This window comes from Thermococcus aciditolerans, assembly GCF_008152015.1.
GTDB classification, from domain to species: domain Archaea; phylum Methanobacteriota_B; class Thermococci; order Thermococcales; family Thermococcaceae; genus Thermococcus; species Thermococcus celericrescens.
The window spans coordinates 321,624-338,554 of sequence record NZ_CP041932.1 but is presented as its reverse complement, the minus strand read 5'-3'; the positions used below and the strand labels follow the sequence as shown (position 1 = coordinate 338,554).

The 16,931-nt window shown below is 54.4% G+C and carries 23 protein-coding genes and 1 tRNA gene; 15 read left to right on the top strand and 9 right to left on the bottom strand.

Annotated features, from left to right (window positions below):
- The first annotated feature begins 8 nt into the window (after window positions 1-8).
- Window positions 9-443, top strand: a complete 435-nt coding sequence (locus FPV09_RS01795) for a UPF0179 family protein (protein ID WP_058939473.1) — start codon at window positions 9-11, stop codon at window positions 441-443.
- Here FPV09_RS01795 and FPV09_RS01790 read toward each other — a convergent pair.
- Genes FPV09_RS01790 through FPV09_RS01780 form a run of 3 tightly spaced genes read right to left on the bottom strand, consistent with a single transcriptional unit; the run spans window position 440 to window position 2,904 of the window.
- The gene (locus tag FPV09_RS01790; protein ID WP_148882155.1) at window positions 440-1,444 is read right to left on the bottom strand and encodes a 5-oxoprolinase subunit C family protein; all 1,005 of its coding nucleotides are present in this window, start codon (window positions 1,442-1,444) and stop codon (window positions 440-442) included. The genes FPV09_RS01795 and FPV09_RS01790 overlap by 4 nt on opposite strands.
- The gene (gene pxpB, locus FPV09_RS01785) at window positions 1,437-2,132 is read right to left on the bottom strand and encodes a 5-oxoprolinase subunit PxpB (RefSeq protein WP_148882154.1); all 696 of its coding nucleotides are present in this window, start codon (window positions 2,130-2,132) and stop codon (window positions 1,437-1,439) included. Before pxpB ends, FPV09_RS01790 begins: the two co-directional genes overlap by 8 nt.
- 4 nt (window positions 2,133-2,136) lie before the next feature.
- On the bottom strand, window positions 2,137-2,904 hold the full coding sequence (locus tag FPV09_RS01780; RefSeq protein ID WP_148883601.1) for a LamB/YcsF family protein: 768 nt from the start codon (window positions 2,902-2,904) through the stop codon (window positions 2,137-2,139).
- 59 nt (window positions 2,905-2,963) lie between these two features.
- Here FPV09_RS01780 and FPV09_RS01775 point away from each other — a divergent pair, with 59 nt between their 5' ends.
- Complete coding sequence (locus tag FPV09_RS01775; RefSeq protein WP_148882153.1) at window positions 2,964-3,470, top strand: type II toxin-antitoxin system VapC family toxin; 507 nt, start codon at window positions 2,964-2,966, stop codon at window positions 3,468-3,470.
- 119 nt (window positions 3,471-3,589) lie between these two features.
- Here FPV09_RS01775 and FPV09_RS01770 read toward each other — a convergent pair whose 3' ends face one another.
- From FPV09_RS01770 to FPV09_RS01755, 4 genes are read right to left on the bottom strand one after another with little or no spacing between them, the layout of a single operon-like run.
- Window positions 3,590-3,988 (bottom strand): hypothetical protein, encoded by a 399-nt coding sequence (locus FPV09_RS01770; protein WP_148882152.1) that lies wholly within the window; start codon window positions 3,986-3,988, stop codon window positions 3,590-3,592.
- A gap of 27 nt (window positions 3,989-4,015) precedes the next feature.
- On the bottom strand, window positions 4,016-4,348 hold the full coding sequence (locus FPV09_RS01765) for a hypothetical protein (protein ID WP_148882151.1): 333 nt from the start codon (window positions 4,346-4,348) through the stop codon (window positions 4,016-4,018).
- The gene (locus FPV09_RS01760) at window positions 4,345-5,175 is read right to left on the bottom strand and encodes a DNA-3-methyladenine glycosylase family protein (RefSeq protein WP_148882150.1); all 831 of its coding nucleotides are present in this window, start codon (window positions 5,173-5,175) and stop codon (window positions 4,345-4,347) included. The genes FPV09_RS01765 and FPV09_RS01760 overlap by 4 nt, the downstream gene beginning before the upstream one ends.
- Complete coding sequence (locus tag FPV09_RS01755; protein WP_148882149.1) at window positions 5,157-5,456, bottom strand: hypothetical protein; 300 nt, start codon at window positions 5,454-5,456, stop codon at window positions 5,157-5,159. The genes FPV09_RS01760 and FPV09_RS01755 overlap by 19 nt, the downstream gene beginning before the upstream one ends.
- A 91-nt stretch (window positions 5,457-5,547) precedes the next feature.
- Between FPV09_RS01755 and FPV09_RS01750 the strand changes: the two genes are divergently transcribed.
- The 6 genes from FPV09_RS01750 (at window position 5,548) to FPV09_RS01725 (ending at window position 10,919) form a co-directional block, all read left to right on the top strand.
- Window positions 5,548-6,900 carry an NfeD family protein gene (locus tag FPV09_RS01750; RefSeq protein ID WP_148882148.1) on the top strand — a complete coding sequence of 451 codons (1,353 nt, stop codon included), beginning with the start codon at window positions 5,548-5,550 and terminating at the stop codon, window positions 6,898-6,900.
- The gene (locus FPV09_RS01745) at window positions 6,901-7,746 is read left to right on the top strand and encodes a slipin family protein (RefSeq protein WP_148882147.1); all 846 of its coding nucleotides are present in this window, start codon (window positions 6,901-6,903) and stop codon (window positions 7,744-7,746) included. It begins immediately after the preceding gene.
- A 173-nt stretch (window positions 7,747-7,919) separates the two neighbouring features.
- Window positions 7,920-8,699 (top strand): cell division ATPase MinD, encoded by a 780-nt coding sequence (gene minD, locus FPV09_RS01740; RefSeq protein ID WP_058939462.1) that lies wholly within the window; start codon window positions 7,920-7,922, stop codon window positions 8,697-8,699.
- The gene (locus FPV09_RS01735) at window positions 8,699-8,947 is read left to right on the top strand and encodes a hypothetical protein (RefSeq protein WP_210411146.1); all 249 of its coding nucleotides are present in this window, start codon (window positions 8,699-8,701) and stop codon (window positions 8,945-8,947) included. Before minD ends, FPV09_RS01735 begins: the two co-directional genes overlap by 1 nt.
- Before the next feature lie 89 nt (window positions 8,948-9,036).
- Complete coding sequence (locus tag FPV09_RS01730) at window positions 9,037-9,285, top strand: hypothetical protein (protein WP_058939460.1); 249 nt, start codon at window positions 9,037-9,039, stop codon at window positions 9,283-9,285.
- Between the two features lie 122 nt (window positions 9,286-9,407).
- On the top strand, window positions 9,408-10,919 hold the full coding sequence (locus FPV09_RS01725) for an AMP phosphorylase (RefSeq protein WP_148883600.1): 1,512 nt from the start codon (window positions 9,408-9,410) through the stop codon (window positions 10,917-10,919).
- A gap of 13 nt (window positions 10,920-10,932) precedes the next feature.
- Here FPV09_RS01725 and trm5b read toward each other — a convergent pair whose 3' ends face one another.
- Window positions 10,933-11,928, bottom strand: a complete 996-nt coding sequence (gene trm5b / locus FPV09_RS01720; protein ID WP_148882145.1) for a tRNA (guanine(37)-N1)-methyltransferase Trm5b — start codon at window positions 11,926-11,928, stop codon at window positions 10,933-10,935.
- 209 nt (window positions 11,929-12,137) lie between these two features.
- Between trm5b and FPV09_RS01715 the strand changes: the two genes are divergently transcribed.
- The 6 genes from FPV09_RS01715 (at window position 12,138) to FPV09_RS01690 (ending at window position 15,387) form a co-directional block, all read left to right on the top strand.
- Window positions 12,138-12,338, top strand: a complete 201-nt coding sequence (locus FPV09_RS01715; RefSeq protein WP_148882144.1) for a t26-17p — start codon at window positions 12,138-12,140, stop codon at window positions 12,336-12,338.
- A 967-nt stretch (window positions 12,339-13,305) separates the two neighbouring features.
- Window positions 13,306-13,695: a hypothetical protein gene (locus tag FPV09_RS01710; protein WP_139680844.1), complete on the top strand. Its 390-nt coding sequence runs from the start codon at window positions 13,306-13,308 to the stop codon at window positions 13,693-13,695.
- The gene (locus FPV09_RS01705) at window positions 13,692-13,973 is read left to right on the top strand and encodes a type II toxin-antitoxin system HicA family toxin (RefSeq protein ID WP_139680845.1); all 282 of its coding nucleotides are present in this window, start codon (window positions 13,692-13,694) and stop codon (window positions 13,971-13,973) included. The genes FPV09_RS01710 and FPV09_RS01705 overlap by 4 nt, the downstream gene beginning before the upstream one ends.
- Before the next feature lie 126 nt (window positions 13,974-14,099).
- Complete coding sequence (locus tag FPV09_RS01700; RefSeq protein WP_148882143.1) at window positions 14,100-14,330, top strand: hypothetical protein; 231 nt, start codon at window positions 14,100-14,102, stop codon at window positions 14,328-14,330.
- 317 nt (window positions 14,331-14,647) lie between these two features.
- The gene (locus FPV09_RS01695; RefSeq protein WP_148882142.1) at window positions 14,648-15,001 is read left to right on the top strand and encodes a hypothetical protein; all 354 of its coding nucleotides are present in this window, start codon (window positions 14,648-14,650) and stop codon (window positions 14,999-15,001) included.
- Window positions 14,998-15,387, top strand: coding sequence for a hypothetical protein (locus FPV09_RS01690; RefSeq protein WP_168194711.1), 390 nt, complete (start codon window positions 14,998-15,000; stop codon window positions 15,385-15,387). Before FPV09_RS01695 ends, FPV09_RS01690 begins: the two co-directional genes overlap by 4 nt.
- Window positions 15,388-15,643: 256 nt before the next feature.
- Here FPV09_RS01690 and FPV09_RS01685 read toward each other — a convergent pair.
- A tRNA-Glu gene (locus tag FPV09_RS01685) sits at window positions 15,644-15,721 on the bottom strand.
- A 97-nt stretch (window positions 15,722-15,818) separates the two neighbouring features.
- On the opposite strand from FPV09_RS01685, the gene trm10 reads away from it, so the two are divergent.
- Entirely contained in the window at window positions 15,819-16,931 is a 1,113-nt protein-coding gene (gene trm10 / locus FPV09_RS01680) for a tRNA (guanine(9)-/adenine(9)-N1)-methyltransferase (RefSeq protein ID WP_148883599.1), read from the top strand.

The window sequence follows — 16,931 nt, the reverse complement described above, 5'->3', positions numbered from 1 at the left end:
TGTTTGAAATGGCAATAATCACGTTAGTTGGGGAAAAGCTGGCAAGACCAGGGGTTGAGTTCATATATTACGGCCCGGCAGAACCGTGCAAGACGTGCAAGCTCGCAGGAGTCTGCGTCGGAAACCTCGAACCCGGCAGGAGATACAAAATCCTCCGCGTGAGGAGCATGCCCTCACACTCCTGCCCGCTTCACGAGGGCAAGGTTCGCGTCGTCGAGGTCGTCGAGCCCAGCATCGAAGTAGCGATAGAGCCGAGGCTGGCGATAGCAGGCTCGGTGATACAGCTCAAGTTCGAGGAGTGCAGCGACCCAGAGAAGGCAGAGCTTTTCAGCCCCGAGGGCCTCTTCGAGGGCGACCACGTAAAGATAATAGAAATCCTCGGCGACGTCGAGTGCAACGGCAAGACCTACAAGCACGTCAAGGTCATGCGCAAGAAGGATTAACCCCTTCTTTCCACTTTTGTGAACGCAATCAGCTCTTCTCCCCCCGCCATGATCCTGTAGGCACGCATCTTCCCATCAAGGAAATCCCTGATGGCCATCAGGGTTTTCTCGCGCCTAATCAGCAGTTCCCGGGCTTTGTCGACGCTTATCGCCTCAAACCTCAACCTCTCCCCCGGCCGGCTCTGGGCGACCAAGGGGAGGTCAGCCGCTGCAACGACGGCTATCTTCGCGTAGCCGCCGGTCGTCTGGGCATCGCGGAGCATCACTATCGGCTTTCCGTTGGCCGGAACCTGAACCGCACCGGTCGGTATGGCGTCGGTCACTATCCCTGCACCCTTTTCCGAGTGCTCTATGGCCTTTCCATCGAGGCGGTAGCCCATCCTGTCGCTCTCCGGTGTTACCGTGTAGACCTCGCTCAGGAAGGTCTCTATTCCCTCTTCGGTGAAGTGGTCGAGGTTGGGGCCGAGAACGACGCGGACGGTCTTTTCCTTAGTCGAATAGTCTGGTCTCAGCTCCGGAGGAAGGTATCTCCCATCCTTCCCGGTTAGTATCGCGTAGCCGAGGTTTAACACATCCCCGGCCTTCAGCGGCCTTCCAAGGCCGGCCTTGGGATAGGCCGAGCAGCTCCCGAGGAGCGGTTCACACTTTATCCCGCCAGCGAAGGCTATGTAGCCGTAGAGCCTGCCCTTCAAAGCGCCAACCTCAAGGACGTCGCCCCTCTTCGCCCAGTGGCTCATCCAGGGTTCTATGGACGCGCCGTTGAGTCTGAGGTTAACGTCTCCAACAACCGCAAAGACGCAGGAGGCGTTGAACCGGATGGTTGGCCCGGCGAGGAGGAACTCAAGGAGGGGCGCATCACCAGGGTTTCCGACGAGGTAGTTCGCTGTTCTCGCGGAGTAATCGTCCATGAAGCCCGAAACCGGAACGCCGAGCTTTCGGTAGCCCCTTCTACCGGAGTCCTGGACGGTGAGGAGTGAAGGGACGTTGAGGAGCTCAATCATCTCCCTCCCCCCATTCGGCCTCGTAGAGCTCTCTGAACTCCGACTCATCGATGGGAACGAACCTCACAATGTCACCCGGTCTTAGAAGGGTCGGAGGTTCCCTCCCGGGGTTGAAGAGCCTGAGCGGAGTCCTTCCGATGAGCCTCCAGCCGCCGGGACTTTCGAGGGGGTAAATGCCAGTCTGCCTTCCGGCTATCCCTACCGAGCCAGCGGGAACCTTCAGGCGGGGTTTTTCGAGCCTTGGAGCCGCTATCCTCTCGTCCATGCCGCCGAGATATGCGAAGCCCGGCAGGAAGCCGAGGAAGTGGACGCGGTAGGTCGGCCTGGAATGTATCTCGATAACGTCATCGACGGTCAGGCCGTTGTGTTCCGCCACAAAGCCGATATCCGGACCGTACCGGCCGCCGTAAACGACGGGAATCTCAACGAGCCTTCCCTTGAAGGATTCCGGTGAAACCTGGAGGAAGGGCTCAATGGCCTCTTTAACTTCACTGAAGCTCACCTTGAGGGGGTCGTAGAAGATGTAGACCGTCGAGTAAGCCGGCACCACCTCAACGAGCCACTCGAAGTCAGCGTTCTCCACCGCGTCGGCAATAGCGTGTATTTTCGCGTTTACCTCCTCGTCAATGACCTCACCAAAGGATACGAGCAGCGCCGAGTCGCCGGCAGGTTTTATCGTCGGTTGCATATTCTCACCGCACGATCTCCCTCATCGGCACTACCCTAACCCCTTCCTCCTCGAGGACTTTCCTTATCCGCGCCGCAATTTCGACGGCCTTCGGGTTGTCTCCGTGGACGCAGATGGAGTCAGCCTTCAGCTCGACCCACTCCCCGTTTATCGCCCTGACTCCACCGTCCTTGACCATCGAGACCACGCGCTCGGCTATCGCTTCCTCCTCGTGTATGACCGCTCCCGGCTTCGAACGGGGAACGAGGGTTCCGTCAGGGTTGTAAGCCCTGTCTGCGAAAACCTCGTGGGCAACCTTAACCCCCATCTCTTCGGCTATTTCTGCCGACCTTGAGCCGGAGAGGGCCACGAATATCAGGTTCCTATCGAAGTCCGCTATCCCCTCGATGACCGCCCTCGCGAGCTCTTCCTCCTTAACGAGGGCGTTGTAGAGTGCCCCGTGGGGCTTAACGTGCTGGAGCTCGATTCCTTCAGCCCTCGTGAAGGCGTAGAGAGCACCAATTTGGTAGAGGGTGTAGTTCCTCGCCTCCTCGGGCGAGAGTTTCATATACCTCCTCCCGAAGCCGAGCAAATCCGGATAGCCTGGATGCGCTCCAACGGCCACTCCCTTCTCCTTCGCAAGTCTTACAGTTCTCCGTATGACTATCGGGTCGCCGGCGTGCCAGCCCGTTGCAACGTTGGCGCTCGTGATGTAGTTCATGACTTCCTCGTCGAGGCCGAGCTTGTAACGGCCGAAGCTCTCGCCGAGGTCCGAGTTCAGGTCAACCTTCATCCGCACCACCGGCTTCATTTCGACGGAAATCTAAAAAAGGGTTTCTCCGAGTTTAGGCCATGAAGGTTCAGGTCATAGATGCGGCGGTCTTCATTCAGGGGATAGACGTCGAGGGCTTCACGACGCCGAAGGTCGTTGATGAGGTTAAAGACCCGGAGTCGAGGCTTTTTCTGGAGGGGTTGATAAGCGCCGGAAAGGTCAAGGTCCTCGTCCCCTCAAAGGAGAGCCTTGAGGCGATAAGGGAAGCGGCCAGAAAGACAGGCGAGCTGGGGGAGCTGAGCGAGGCGGACGTTGAGGTTTTAGCCCTCGCGTACGAGCTCAATGCTACCTTGTTCACCGACGACTACAACCTGCAGAACATAGCGAAAATCCTCGGGATAGAGTTCAGAACCCTGAAGCGCGGGATAAAGCGAGTCATCCGCTGGAACTACGTCTGCATCGGCTGCGGAAAGCGTTTCTCAGAGATGCCGCCGGAGGGAATCTGCCCGGATTGCGGCAGCCCGGTGAGGTTGATACCGAAGAAGAAGCGCCGGAGAAAACGCCCCGGACGGGCTCGGCGCTCATAGGGTACGTCACAACCGCGAAGCGGTTCAGCCCGTCTTGGAATCGTCACGGCCCGCCCGGGACGGCGTCAGATAGCGTTGCTCTTCACCGATCCGCGCAATTCGCTGTCATCATCCGCGGTTCAACCTTGGAGGTAGTAGGATATAAGCTTTCTCAGCTCAAGGTTGCGCTCGGGCTTCATCCTCAGGAACCGCTTAAGCTGGCTGTTCTCGGCTATTAGGCCCGAGAGCTCGATGGCGAGTATCCTGTTGTCCTCGCTCAGGCCGTAGGCCTTGAAGCGGAGCGGGGCGTACTCCTTCTCAAGCTCCCACGTCCTTTCCTCAAGCTCTTTCGCCTTCCTCTCAAGCTCCTCGAGGTTCCCCTTCGGTTCACGGAACTCGCCGCGTAGGGCAATCTCGATGACACTCTCAGGAGAAACGCCATATCTCTCGCCGAGACGCTCTATCTCGCCCCACAGCTCTTCGTTTATCTCGACCTCAATTTTTCCGAAGCCCTTGTTCGGCTTGATGATGAGCTTCATCCCGTTCACACTCCCTGAACGACTCGTTCACGATCCGTGAACTTTCTCAAGCTCTCTCCTCTTCTCCTCAACCTTCTTCCTGAGCTCCTCGTTTTCCCTTCTCAGCCTCTCACGCTCGGCTGTCATGAGCTCCTTGTCCCTCAAAGCCCTCTCATAGAATTCCCTAAGCTCCCCTATCTCCCCTTCCATCTTCCGAAGTTTTTCCTCGAGTTTTGCGATCTTCTCAAGAAGGACCCCCTCGCGCTCGGCCTTCAGGGTATCCTCCACCCGAGGAAGGTTTTCACGGAGGAGGGCACTGATATCGCGCCCCTTCAGGGCCTTGAATCTCTCTTTTTCCAGGATAATCCTAACCTCTCTCATTTTCTCTTCCTCTCCATCTCGGTCTTCCTGTTGTAGCAGAGAACATAAAACGCCAAAAGCCCCTTCCATTCCTTGTAGGGCTCGATTACCTCCCTCACGTCCCTTTCCCCGACTTCCTTAACCCGCTTCCCAAAAATCTTTGCTATCCCCCTTCTGAGCCCAAGGTCTCCGGCGGGGTAGACGTTCTTTCTCAGACCGTAGGCCAGGAAAAGCTCCGCACTCCATTTCCCTATTCCTCGGAACCTCGTGAGGTATCTGATGGCATCCTCAACGCCCCAGTCCCAGAGTTCGAGGTCGAGCTTTTTGGCCAAATAAAGCTCCGTCAGGGACTTTATGTAACCAGCCCTATAGCCGAGCTTGGCCTTTTTCAGCTCCTCCTCGCCCAGAGACGCTATTCTCTCGGGGGTGGGGAATGCGTGTAAGTCCTCTACCGGCCTGCCCGCGAGCTTCACAAGGTTCACGATAGTTCGCTGGGCGAATTCGAAGCTGACCTGCTGCTGGGCTATCGTCTCAACTAACGCCTGGTAAGTGTCCGGTGAGGCGGGAACGACTAAACCATTGAACTCGTCAATCAGAAAGGCAAAGGGAGAGTCGCTTATCTCGGCGTAGAAGGAATCCAGGTCCGTGTCGAGGCCGAGGATAAAGGACAACTTTTCCTTCGCGGACTTTTTCTCCCCTCTGCCCCACGAATCCGGAAGAATGAAGTTCTCCCCATCGTAGCCAGCGATACCGCTCTCAAACGCCTGGTAGAAAACACCGTCTTCGAACTTCCACGTTCCGTTGCGTATCATCTCGCCCGCGGTCTTCCTCAGGTCAATCCCAGCCATCGGTCGAGCCTAACGGGGTTCTTCCTTATATCCTTTAGGGTCGAGACGTAGAGCCTCCTACCGTCAACGGAACGCTTGATTTGAAGCTCGCCCCTTTCCTCTAGGAAGCGCATGGCCTCTTTAACCTCTTCCGCACGAACCTCGAAGTTCTCCCTCAGGAAGTCCCAGTACGGCTCGTGCAGGCTGTATCCGGCGGCCGCACGGACGAGCTCCCAGGCCCTCGCGACCTTTTCATCACCCCTGGCGACGCGGTAGAGCTTGGCCAGAGTTTTCAGCCCCATGTTACTGAATTCCCGCACAACATATAAATCACTTTTGGAAGGCAGGCAAAAGATTTAAACCCTTTAGTAGTACTGATATCAGGGGGTAAGTATGCGGCCCAAGGTTGCGCTAGCGGCACTGGTGCTCTTCATAGTGCTCGTTCTTCAGCCGGGAGTACACGCACAGGGGAACACAGTTTACGTTGCAAAGGTCGATGGAATGATAACCGGTTATACAGTCGATCAGTTCGATAGATACATAAGCAGGGCGGAGGATGCGAATGCCTCCGCCATAATTATCGAGCTGAACACCCCCGGCGGCAGGGCCGACGCCATGCAGGAGATAGTAACGCGGATTGAGAACGCCAGGGTCCCGGTTATCATCTACGTCTACCCCTCGGGCGGAATGGCCGCATCCGCGGGAACGTACATCGCCCTGAGCTCCCATCTCATCGCCATGGCCCCGGGGACGGTGATAGGGGCCTGCAGGCCGATACTCGGCTACGGCCAGAACGGAAGCATCGTCGAAGCCCCGCCGAAGATAACCAACTTCTACGTGGCCTACCTCCGCGAGCTGGCCCGGATGAGCGGCAGGAACGAGACGCTCGCGGCGGAGTTTATAACCGAGGACAGGAGCGTAACCCCCGAGGAGGCCATGAAGTACGGGGTCATTGAGGTTATAGCGACCGACCTTGACGACCTCCTCCAGAAAGCCGACGGCATGGAGACAAAGATGCCGGTCAAGGGAAAGGGGAAGGTCGTGCTGCACATCAAAAACGCAAACGTGGTTTACCTGGAGCCATCCTTCAGGGACACAGTTGTAAAGTACATAACCGACCCAACCATAGCGTACCTCCTTCTGAACATAGGCTTCATAGGGCTGATATTCGGCTTTTTAACCCCCGGCTGGCACGTGCCGGAAACCATAGGGGCCATACTCCTAGTGCTCGGCCTCACCGGACTGGGCTACTTCGGATACCACAGCGCGGGCCTGATCCTCGTAGTCCTAGCGATAATATTCTTCATAGCCGAGGCGCTGACGCCGACCTTCGGCCTGTTCACAGTTGCGGGGGTTGTGACCTTTGTCATAGGGGGCATTCTGCTCTTCAGCGGAACCGGAGCTGGAGGTGAGTACTTGGTGACGGGTGAGACGTACTCAGTACTGCGTATAGCGATACTGGTCATGGCAATACTGCTCGGGCTGTTCTTCCTCTTCGGTGCGGCCACTGTGGTCAAGGCCCACCGGAAAAAGCCCGAGGCTGGGAAGGAGGAGCTCATCGGGGAAGTCGGGAAGGTCGTGGAAGACGTCGATCCCGAGGGTGTCATCAAGCTTCACGGGGAGCTCTGGAAGGCAGAGAGCCGGGATGGGAGCAGAATTCCGGTCGGGGGGAAGGCCAAAGTTGTTGAAGTCAGGGGATTAACCCTCATCGTCGAAAAAGTTGGGGGAGTAAAGGAGGGAGAATGAATGGCCATAATGGCAAGTACCGTGGTTATTTCGATTGTTTTGTTGTTTGTTTTGATTATACTGGCAACGGCCATAAAGATAGTCAAGGAGTACGAGAGGGCGGTTATATTCCGCCTCGGTAGGGTCGTGGGAGCAAGGGGTCCCGGACTGTTCTTCATCATTCCAATATTCGAGAAGGCGGTCATAGTGGACCTCCGTACGCGCGTCCTTGACGTGCCGGTGCAGGAGACCATAACCAAGGACAACGTTCCCGTCCGGGTCAACGCCGTCGTTTACTTCCGCGTGGTTGATCCCGTTAAGGCGGTTACCCAGGTGGCAAACTACATAATGGCCACCAGTCAGATCGCCCAAACGACCCTGAGGAGCGTCATCGGCCAGGCCCACCTCGATGAGCTGCTGAGCGAGAGGGAGAAGCTTAACCTCCAGCTCCAGAAGATCATCGATGAGGCCACCGATCCGTGGGGAATAAAGGTCAGCACGGTCGAGATTAAGGACGTTGAGCTACCGAGCGGCATGCAGAGGGCCATGGCCAGGCAGGCGGAGGCCGAGAGGGAGAGGAGGGCCAGGATAACTCTTGCAGAGGCGGAGCGCCAGGCCGCTGAGAAGCTCCGCGACGCCGCTGAGATAGTGTCCCAGCACCCGATGGCCCTTCAGCTCAGGACGCTCCAGACCATAAGCGATGTTGCCAGTGACAAGAGCAACGTGATCATCCTGCCGCTCCCGATGGAGATGCTCAAGCTCTTCAGGAGCCTGGCGGACACCGCAGAGATGGCCAAGGTAAAGCTTGAAAAGGAAGTCCAGGAGAAGCTGGAGGCCGAGGCCAGGGCAAAGGCGGGAGAGGAGTGAACTACGAATAGTTTTTCTTCTATCTTTTTCCCACGTCTTTAGATGAACCGCAAAAAATAAAAGCATTGCCAGCATAGTTCATACACGCAAACTGAATACTCCGTATAAAATCGAAGGTCACAGTGATTATCGCGGGAAAGCGTCGTTAGCGCTTTACACCGGAGGTGTTAACTTTGGAAGGCCGTTCAATTGTTTTTGCATCTGGAAAAGGTGGAACTGGTAAAACAACGACGGTTGCAAACCTGGGTGTTGCTCTGGCCCAGTTCGGAAAGGAGGTCATTCTGCTGGACGCGGACATCACGATGGCGAACCTGAGCCTCGTCCTTGGAATGGAGGACATTCCAATAACCCTCCACGACGTTCTGGCGGGCGAAGCGGACCTCAAGGACGCCATCTACGAGGGCCCGGCAGGAGTCAAGGTCATACCGGGAGGACTGAGCCTGGAGAAGATAAAGAAGGCCAAGCCGGAAAAGCTCAGGCAGCTCATCAGGGAGATAGGCCAGATGGCGGATTTCGTCCTCATCGATGCCCCCGCCGGCCTCGAAATGACATCCGTCACTGCCCTTCTTATAGGCAAGGAACTCATAATCGTTACCAACCCCGAGATATCCGCGATCACGGACTCCCTTAAAACCAAGCTCATCGCCGAGAAGCTCGGAACACTCCCCCTCGGAGCGATACTCAACAGGGTAACCAACGAGAAGACCGAACTCACCCAGGAGGAGATAGAGGCCATTCTTGAGGTTCCGGTTCTGGCGGTGATACCCGAGGATCCCGAAGTCAAGCGTGCAAGCGCCTACGGTGTCCCCCTGGTAATCAAGAACCCGACCAGCCCCTCTGCAATAGCCATCAAACAGCTCGCGGCCAAACTTGCGGGAATCAAGTGGCAACCACCCGAGCCAGAGAGCCCCATAAAGAGGGTCTTTAAGGCACTCTTCGGAGGGAAGAAGTGATGGCCGACGCCCTCGTGTATGGAGCCGTGGTCATCCTCGTAATCCTCAACATAATCCTTCTGATGCTCTACTACTCCGCCAAAAGCAACCCCTACTACGTCGTCTACGACGAGGAGACCAAGAGCGCTCTCAAGAGGCGCGTCTCAAGCCTCAAGGAGGACCTCGAAAGCGAGCTCATAGACTTTGATGTTGAGGAGTGGGAAAAGACCCTCGAAGAGTCCATTGACGAGGAAGTCAGGAACCTCTGAGCTTTTTAACCATTTTGTTATTAAACATTTTTGGGGCGTTAAATTTTAAAAGGTCTGTTCTATTAACTCTAAAATGGGGGTGGGCTGTTATGAAGGTCCGGCTCGGCTATCCAGACAGGATAGTCGAGGTCGATGATAGGACCGTCCGCGTCTTCAGGGGCAGACTCGTGAGCGCCCCCCTGAGTGAGGTCGTGAGCTACTACCTGAGGGGCGATGGACTTCTGCCGCCTGCAGTCAGGGAAATCGCCCGCGACATCGTTGGAGTTCTCCTCAGAACGGGTGAGCTCAAGGGCGAGTACCAGGGGATTACAGAACAGGTTCATGGCCTCAGCAGATGATTTCTACATTATCCTGCAAGACCCCATCCATTTTTTAAAATGTTTTTCCCGTACATCAGTTGAAAAAGTTTAAGTATTCTTCCGCACAATACTAGGAACTAAACTCGCAGGAGGGAATGGAAGTGAAGGTGAAGGTCAGGATACTGGATGTGTACAGCGGGAGATACTCGGTTTTTATAAATGAGAAAGAGGCCATGAAGGCCAAGCTTCACCCGGATGATCTCGTAAAGCTTGAGGCAGGCAAGAAAACGGTTTATGGTAGCGTAGTCATAAGCAGTCTTGTTAAGGAGGGAGAGATAGGAATAAGCAGGGACGTTCTTCAGCTTCACAGCTTCTCGGAGGGTGAGGTGGTCACTGTCATTCCGAGCGGCACACCCGAGAGCGTCCGCTACATAAAGAAGAAAATGAACGGAGGAAAGCTCCGGAAGGTGGAGATAGAGACGATAATCAAGGACATCGTTGACAGGAAGCTCCGCGACATTGAGATAAGCTCATTCGTCACCTCGCTTGAGATAAACGGCCTCGATATGGACGAGATAGCCGCACTGACAATAGCCATGGCCGAGACAGGCGATATGCTCGACATAGACAGAAAGCCAATAATGGATGTCCACAGCATTGGAGGCGTCCCCGGCAACAAGACCAACATCCTCGTCGTGCCTATCGTTGCCGCCGCCGGCCTCACCATCCCTAAGACCAGTTCCCGCGCAATAACCAGCGCGGCCGGAACGGCGGACGTCGTGGAGGTCTTCGCGGACGTCAGCTTCTCCCTCGACGAGATAAAGCGCATCGTGGAGAAGATAGGCGCATGTATGGTCTGGGGCGGTGCCCTCAACCTCGCCCCGGCCGACGACATAACCATCAAATCGGAGCGCGCTCTCAGCATTGACCCGACCGGTCTGATGCTGGCCAGCATAATGTCAAAGAAGTACGCCATGGGCAGCCAGTACGTTCTCATCGACATTCCCACAGGCAAGGGCGTCAAGGTCGAGAGTGTGGACCAGGCCAGGGCCCTGGCGAGGGACTTCATTGAGCTGGGCAAGAGGCTCGGTCAGTACGTCGAGGTGGCCATAACCTACGGCGGACAGCCGATTGGACACACCGTTGGCCCGGCCCTCGAGGCGAGGGAGGCACTCCAGGCCCTTATGGCAGGCACCGGTCCTGGCAGCCTTATAGAAAAGGCCACCGGGCTCGCCGGAGTCCTCCTGGAGATGGGCGGTGTTGCACCGGCGGGAATGGGAAAGAAGATGGCGCGCGAGATACTCGAGAGCGGAAAGGCCTACCAGAAGATGCGCGAGATAATAGAGGAGCAGGGAGGCAACCCGGACATCAAGCCGGAAGACATCCCGGTTGGCGACAAGACCTACACGTTCACCGCACCGACCAGCGGCTACATCACCGCCATAGACAACAAGGCCATCACGGGAATAGCCAGGGCCGCAGGGGCACCGGAGGACAAAGGCGCGGGAATCGAGCTGTACGTCAAGGTTGGGGAGAAGGTCAAGGAGGGCGACCCGCTCTTCACAATCCACGCGGAGAGCGAGGCCAGGCTCGACCAGGCGATAGTCTTTGCAAGGAGAACCGAACCCATAAGAATAGAGGGGATGGTCCTTCAGAGGATAGGCAACATTTAATCCCTTTTTCTCTTTACTTCAGTACTTGAAAGTCGATCGCGATGTTGAACTGCCTTGGCGCGTAGGGGCGAACCTTTCTCCGCTCGAGAATTTCAACGGTGAAGCCGAGCTCTCTCGCCACCGCCTTAATCTTCGCCTCGTGCTCTGAGAACAGGTCTTCCTCCGGGCCGAAGCCGTAATAGTGGACCACTCCACCGTCCCTAACGCTCAGCATGGCTTCTCTGAGAAAGCGGTCGGCGAACTTGGGGAGGTTCATTATCACGCGGTCGGCCTGCACTTTACCCGCTACCTTTCGAACGTCCCCAAGGATAGGAACAACGTTGTCAACTTTATTCAGCCTGATGTTCTCCTCAAGGTAGCGAATCGCCCAGGGGTTGATGTCGCAGGCGAAGATGAGCTCTGCTTTTTTAGCCAGAAGCACCGCGTACGGCCCGACCCCGGCGAACATATCGAAGACAACCTCACCCGGCTGGGTCTTCTCGAAAATCCTCATCCGCTCCGTGGCCAGGCGGGGGGAGAAGTAAACTTTGGCAACGTCGAGCTTTAGCCTTATCCCGTTCTCGCGGTGGAGGGTTTCCGTTCTCCTCTCGCCGGCGAGGTAAATAAGCTCCCTCACACGGTATTCTCCAGAAATCTTGCTCCCCTTGGCGAAGACGGCCTTTATGTGGCGGTGAACCTTGAGAATCGCCTCGCCGATTGCTTTTCCGTGGGGCATCAGCTCCTCCGGAAGCTCGATTATCGCAACCTCGCCGATTATGTCGAAGGAGCTTGGAAGAAGCCCCCTAACCTCGTCCGGAACCTCAACGACTTCACGATAGCTGTGGGGTTTTCTCTCAAGCCTCTCGAACTCGGCCTCGACGAGCTCGAAGCGCTCTACGGGCCCCGTGACCGGGAAGAATATAAACTCACCCTCCCGTTTGACGGCGTATCCTTTAGCCAGGACGCCGAGGTCGATTAGTTTTCTCCTGACTTTCTCAGCTTCCCGCTTGGGGACTTTAACTGCGAGCATTTTTGACACCTGGTGGCCTCACTGTAAGAATCCACGGTTATTCAAAAAACTTTTGCAGGATTGCATTGGATAATGCCGTCCTAACACAAGCTTCAGATGTCTCTGGCTGGAGTGAAGTTCAGAGGGAAAGAACGATGTGACTTCTACCTTCCATTTCTACGGTAGAGAGATTTATAATGGAAGCCTTTTAAATTATATCGGTGGAGCCGATGCTCAAGGTTAAGGTGAGAAAGCAGATCAAAAGGCAGAAGAAAATGGGCAAAGTCTATAACATTGAGCAGAGGCTTATCTACGTTCCCTCAAAGGCCGAGCTTCCAGAGGAAGTTTACCTTCTCACTCCCGAGGAACTCAAAGAACTCGCCGAGCTGATTCCCGCAGAAAAGAGACCGAGCTGGCTGGTGGTGGAATGAAGGATATAATCATAGCCCTCGACAGAATCATCGGGAAACGCAAGATATGCTCACTTGTGATAATAAACGAAGCTAACATTCCTGAATTCAACCGGAGAGCATCCTGACTTAAACATATTTCAGAATTGCCAAAACGAGAACGCACATCATATCTCAGGAAGTTTCCGGAAAGGTATCAAAACCTCAAACCACTCCTCCAGAAAGCTGAACTAACCCCATTCTTTAGCGATATTGCACCCACTATCGAAAATGCAATACCTCACGTGGGTCTTCGTGCACGAGCCCCTCCCACGGTGCGTCCCCTGCTTCATAAGGGTCTGCCAGGGCCACCACTCGAAGGGCCCGCCAACTCCGTCCCCAACGGGACTTCATGCTAGTGTGGCTCATCGCCCGATCATTCTCACGGGCTCAATTCTTAATATACTCTTAATTGTTTTTAATGATTTCGGCTGGAAATTACATTTTTCTTTTGAAAGCCTCCCCCTTTGGGGCGGGGATGCAGTAAACTATCCAACGACCTTAAACTATCGAAACCCTTTTAAGTTCCGCCAGAGTAATAAGGCCTCGAAGAGGCCACCGTAGAACAACCCGATGAGATGAGGGGTTTCACGTTACCCTCCAGCGTTGGAGGGTTGACGCCGTAGGGCGTCCTTTCAAGAACCGCCTTCGAGCGGTTGAAAACTCTGAGTGGTGGCCTTTGAGGTGATAACCCCTAACCGCTTTGCGGTGGGGGTAATGGGCCTGAGACTGGGCCTGCGGGCTGAGCTGAAAGGGGCAACCCGAGTAGGTGATGGGTCCGCGAACCGAACCGCCCGCCGGCGAGGGGCTAACTCGCTGGAACCCTCGCACTTTAGGGCGGGGAAGAGGTCAGACTACCACCACTTTCATTTTCATAAGCTTTTTGCTCCTATTTTTTCGCAAACCCTATAAGCGATTCAATCGTATAAGGCAACATAGGGGTGAGCGTATGAGCGAGAGCGTCCAAGTCATCATTCACCGCATCGAGAGGATAGAACGAGAACTCGAAGAACTCAAGCTTGAGCTCATCGAACTGAAGAAAATCATGCCACCCACCCTCGAAACCCTAGAACTGACCGGCGAGTTCGCCGGGTACAAGCTCAAAGCCCCAATCCACCTAACAGTAGAATACAACCGCGAGGAAGACACCTGGTGCGTAGAAAATCCCGAGTTAGAACTCTACGGGTGCGGAGAAACACTAACCAAGGCCCTAAGGGATGCCGAAGAAGTTTTCAAGGCCCTCATAGAAGAATACGTTCTTGAAGGCGAGGATAACCTCGACGAAGACGCCAGAAAACTGAGAGAAGCACTCCTCCGGCACGTAGAGGTGAGCCCATGAAACGCAGAGAACTCCAAAAAGCCCTACGAAAGAAGGGCTTCATCGAAAAGGAAGGCGGGCGACACACCAAATACATCCTAACCGAGAACGGTAAGAAAAAACGCGTGATGACAATCCTCAGCAGGGGAAAGGATAAAGAAGAACTCGGGCCGGCCCTCGTGAAGAGAATAATGAAACAACTCCACTTCAACGATCCTAAAAAGTTTGACGACTTTGTGAAATGCCCCCTGAGTTATGAGGAATACCTCACCATGCTCCGAGAAAAGAAAGTGATTTAAGAGGGAGCTGATGAGCGACGACGCTAAAATCATCACACCGCTGGCGAGATTATTCTGCTGATGGAAAGATAGTGAACCCAAAATCTTATTAACCTCAAGAGTATTACTTTTGGTTGGGGTGATACCATGTATTCTATAAGAGATGTTCAGGATATCATCACCCATATAGTCTCTACCAAAGGGCATGTAGGAGTTCGGGACGGAGGCATAGAGATCCACATCCACGGAGGTCTTTCCGGCCAAGAATTCAGAGAGATAGAAAACACGGCCTGGAAAGGTGGGCTGGTCTTAGACAGAATATACTACCACCGGAACAGCGACAGCCTTGCAATTAGGTTCAGAAAGCCAAGGGAATGAGATAAAAACATGGGAAAATATTCAAGGCGTGGACCAATTAGCTACATCCAAAAGATACATAAGTGACGTAGCAATTACATGTCTTTGAAGTATAATTCCGTGTTATTTAATTTGTACCGTTGAAAGTTACTGTTCAGGATACTAACGCCTCCTGTATATTATCCATCTTTTCAAAACATCTTTCCTGTATGACCAAGGACAAACAGCACAAATCCAGAATACTTGCACCACCGTGCAGTATTCACCCCCAACTCGCGAACCGCGCTCCGGATGATAATTTTAAGCCCGTTGCAGTTAATAACTGAGGTGGTGTAACTATGCCGAGGAAAAGACGCCTTCCAGATGTTGTAACCATCAAAATGCCCGTACTGACTCAACCTCGTGACGTCTTCGAGGTAGTCTTTGAGAGCGAGGAAGCCAGGAAAATGGCCGAGGAGATTGTCGAGTACATCAAGAAGAATGGCAGAATGGGTTGGGACGAGTACAAGGAACTATTCCCGCCGGAGAAACACTACTTGTATTTCAGAGTCATCAAGAGGCTTGAGGCCCTTGGCTTCATCAGTCGCGGAGCCTATCACACGTACATTCTCTCAAAGAAGTTCTCTGACAGGATGGAATACCTCGGGAAACTCTGGCTTTTCAAAATGGGCAAAGTCGAAGAAATCTGGTGAAGCCCATGAAGTGGTATGACGAAAAAACCCCTGACAGGTTATTTGTCTTGACGGTTGAGGTAGTAGCTTTCACACTTCTCTTCAGTGCAATAATGGGGGACATTGGGACAAAACTCTTCGGAACTGGCGTGTTCCTGCTGATTTTGACGTTCTTTGTCTTCATAGACGCGGATGGTAGGGACATGGCAATGTATTTGGTCCTGCCAGTAGGCCTGATGGTTTCAGGGTTCATCATGACTATAGATTATCAGGATCTCCAAACGGCCTATAACTACCTCAGAGAATTTTTCAGCGAATATTATCCAGTAATGCTTTGGCTGTTTATGGCCACAGTGGTTACTATTGTATTGGAACGCAGGGTCAAGTCAAAACCGAGTTCGAGGTGACCTGCCATGACCGCAACTGCCTTAACCGTGTGGGGCGCAGGTCAAAATTGGTGGACTTTCATGGATGATTATGGAAGAAACCACCATAAAAAGACAGATGTGCACATTACTCTTGACCAGGACGTCGTTCAAGAATTGAGGCGTTTGGACGTAGTAAGGTCTCGTTTCATCAATGGCATGTTAAGGTGGGCTCTATTTGGAGAAGAGCCGTCTATAACAGTGAGGCTACTCATAAAACAGCGCGAAAAGTCAGTTATGGTGCCCCGGCCGGGATTTGAACCCGGGGCGCGGGCTCGAAAGGCCCGCATGTTTGACCGGGCTACACCACCGGGGCTCGATATTAGGGAAGGGAGAGCGTTTAAAAATCTTTCGTCTGAGGGAAAGCCGCCGGCAAACTTTTTAAACCTCCGCCCGACCCTCAACCGATGGCCATGAAGACGCTCGCCGATGTTTTCAGGGAAGCATTGAAAGAGAAGGGGATTGAGAGCTTCGGAGTGCTCTCAAAGCGCTTTAGAAAGTCAAAGAACAAGCTTCAGGACGTGGCAGTGGAGATAATCAACGGAAAGGGAGCAATATTCCGCGTCCCGGAGAAAACCGCAGTGGCCTGGGACCTGAACGGCAACCGTGTCGAGGGCTCGCATTACGCCTACGCCCCGCTGTGCATGATGGAGAAGTTCGAGCCGGTTTTGACGCCCGAAGAGCTCCGCTCAAAGCTCCCCGAGTGGCCTTACTTCATAATCGACCTCTATCACTGGAACAAACACACGCAGAAGGAGAAGGGCAAGGTCTGCCTGCAGGTGAGCCAGAGCTACGGCCTGCTGAGGGACTACTTCACGGGGAGGGAGCTCGCCGTAACGTGGGCGAACGATGAGTTCGAGAGAATGTTTAAGGGCCCCATCGATAGAATAACACTCTACGCCGGGCCGACGGCGGAGTTTTTGAGGGAGAACGACATCGACGAGGTGGTCCTCCTCGACCCCTGGGCGGAGGAGGTTTTGAGCGAGAAGGATTTTGACGTTGGGGCCTTTATAATCGGCGGCATCGTCGACACCGGCGGGAACAAGAAGAAGACCACGCCCAAGATAGGCGAGGAGCTTGAGAATGCTGGAATAAGTGTTCGCAGGAGGAAGATCGTCCTCCGGGGTGACGTTGTAGGCGTCCCCGACAGGATAAACCGCATCCTCGGCATAATCCTGAAGATGATGGTGGAAGGGAAGTCAATGGATGAAGCGGTTTATGAGTTCCAGGAGCCACTTCACGCCCGCTGGCGCCTGAGGAAGGAGCTCCCCAAGCGTGCGATCAGGTACAAAGTGAACGGTAAGACCTACCGGGTGGTCGAGAAGGAGCTGTTCGATGAGTACTCCAGATGGCTTAAAATCCGCTGGGAGGACTTCGTGAAGGTGCTGCGGGAGCTCGACCTGATAGCGCTCGAGCGGAAGAGGATACACCACCTCAACAAGATCTCCAACCCAAGAATAATAAACGGAAAGACATACCGGGTGATCCTCCTCAAGAAGGCCGCGATGCTGTGCTACAACTGCTGA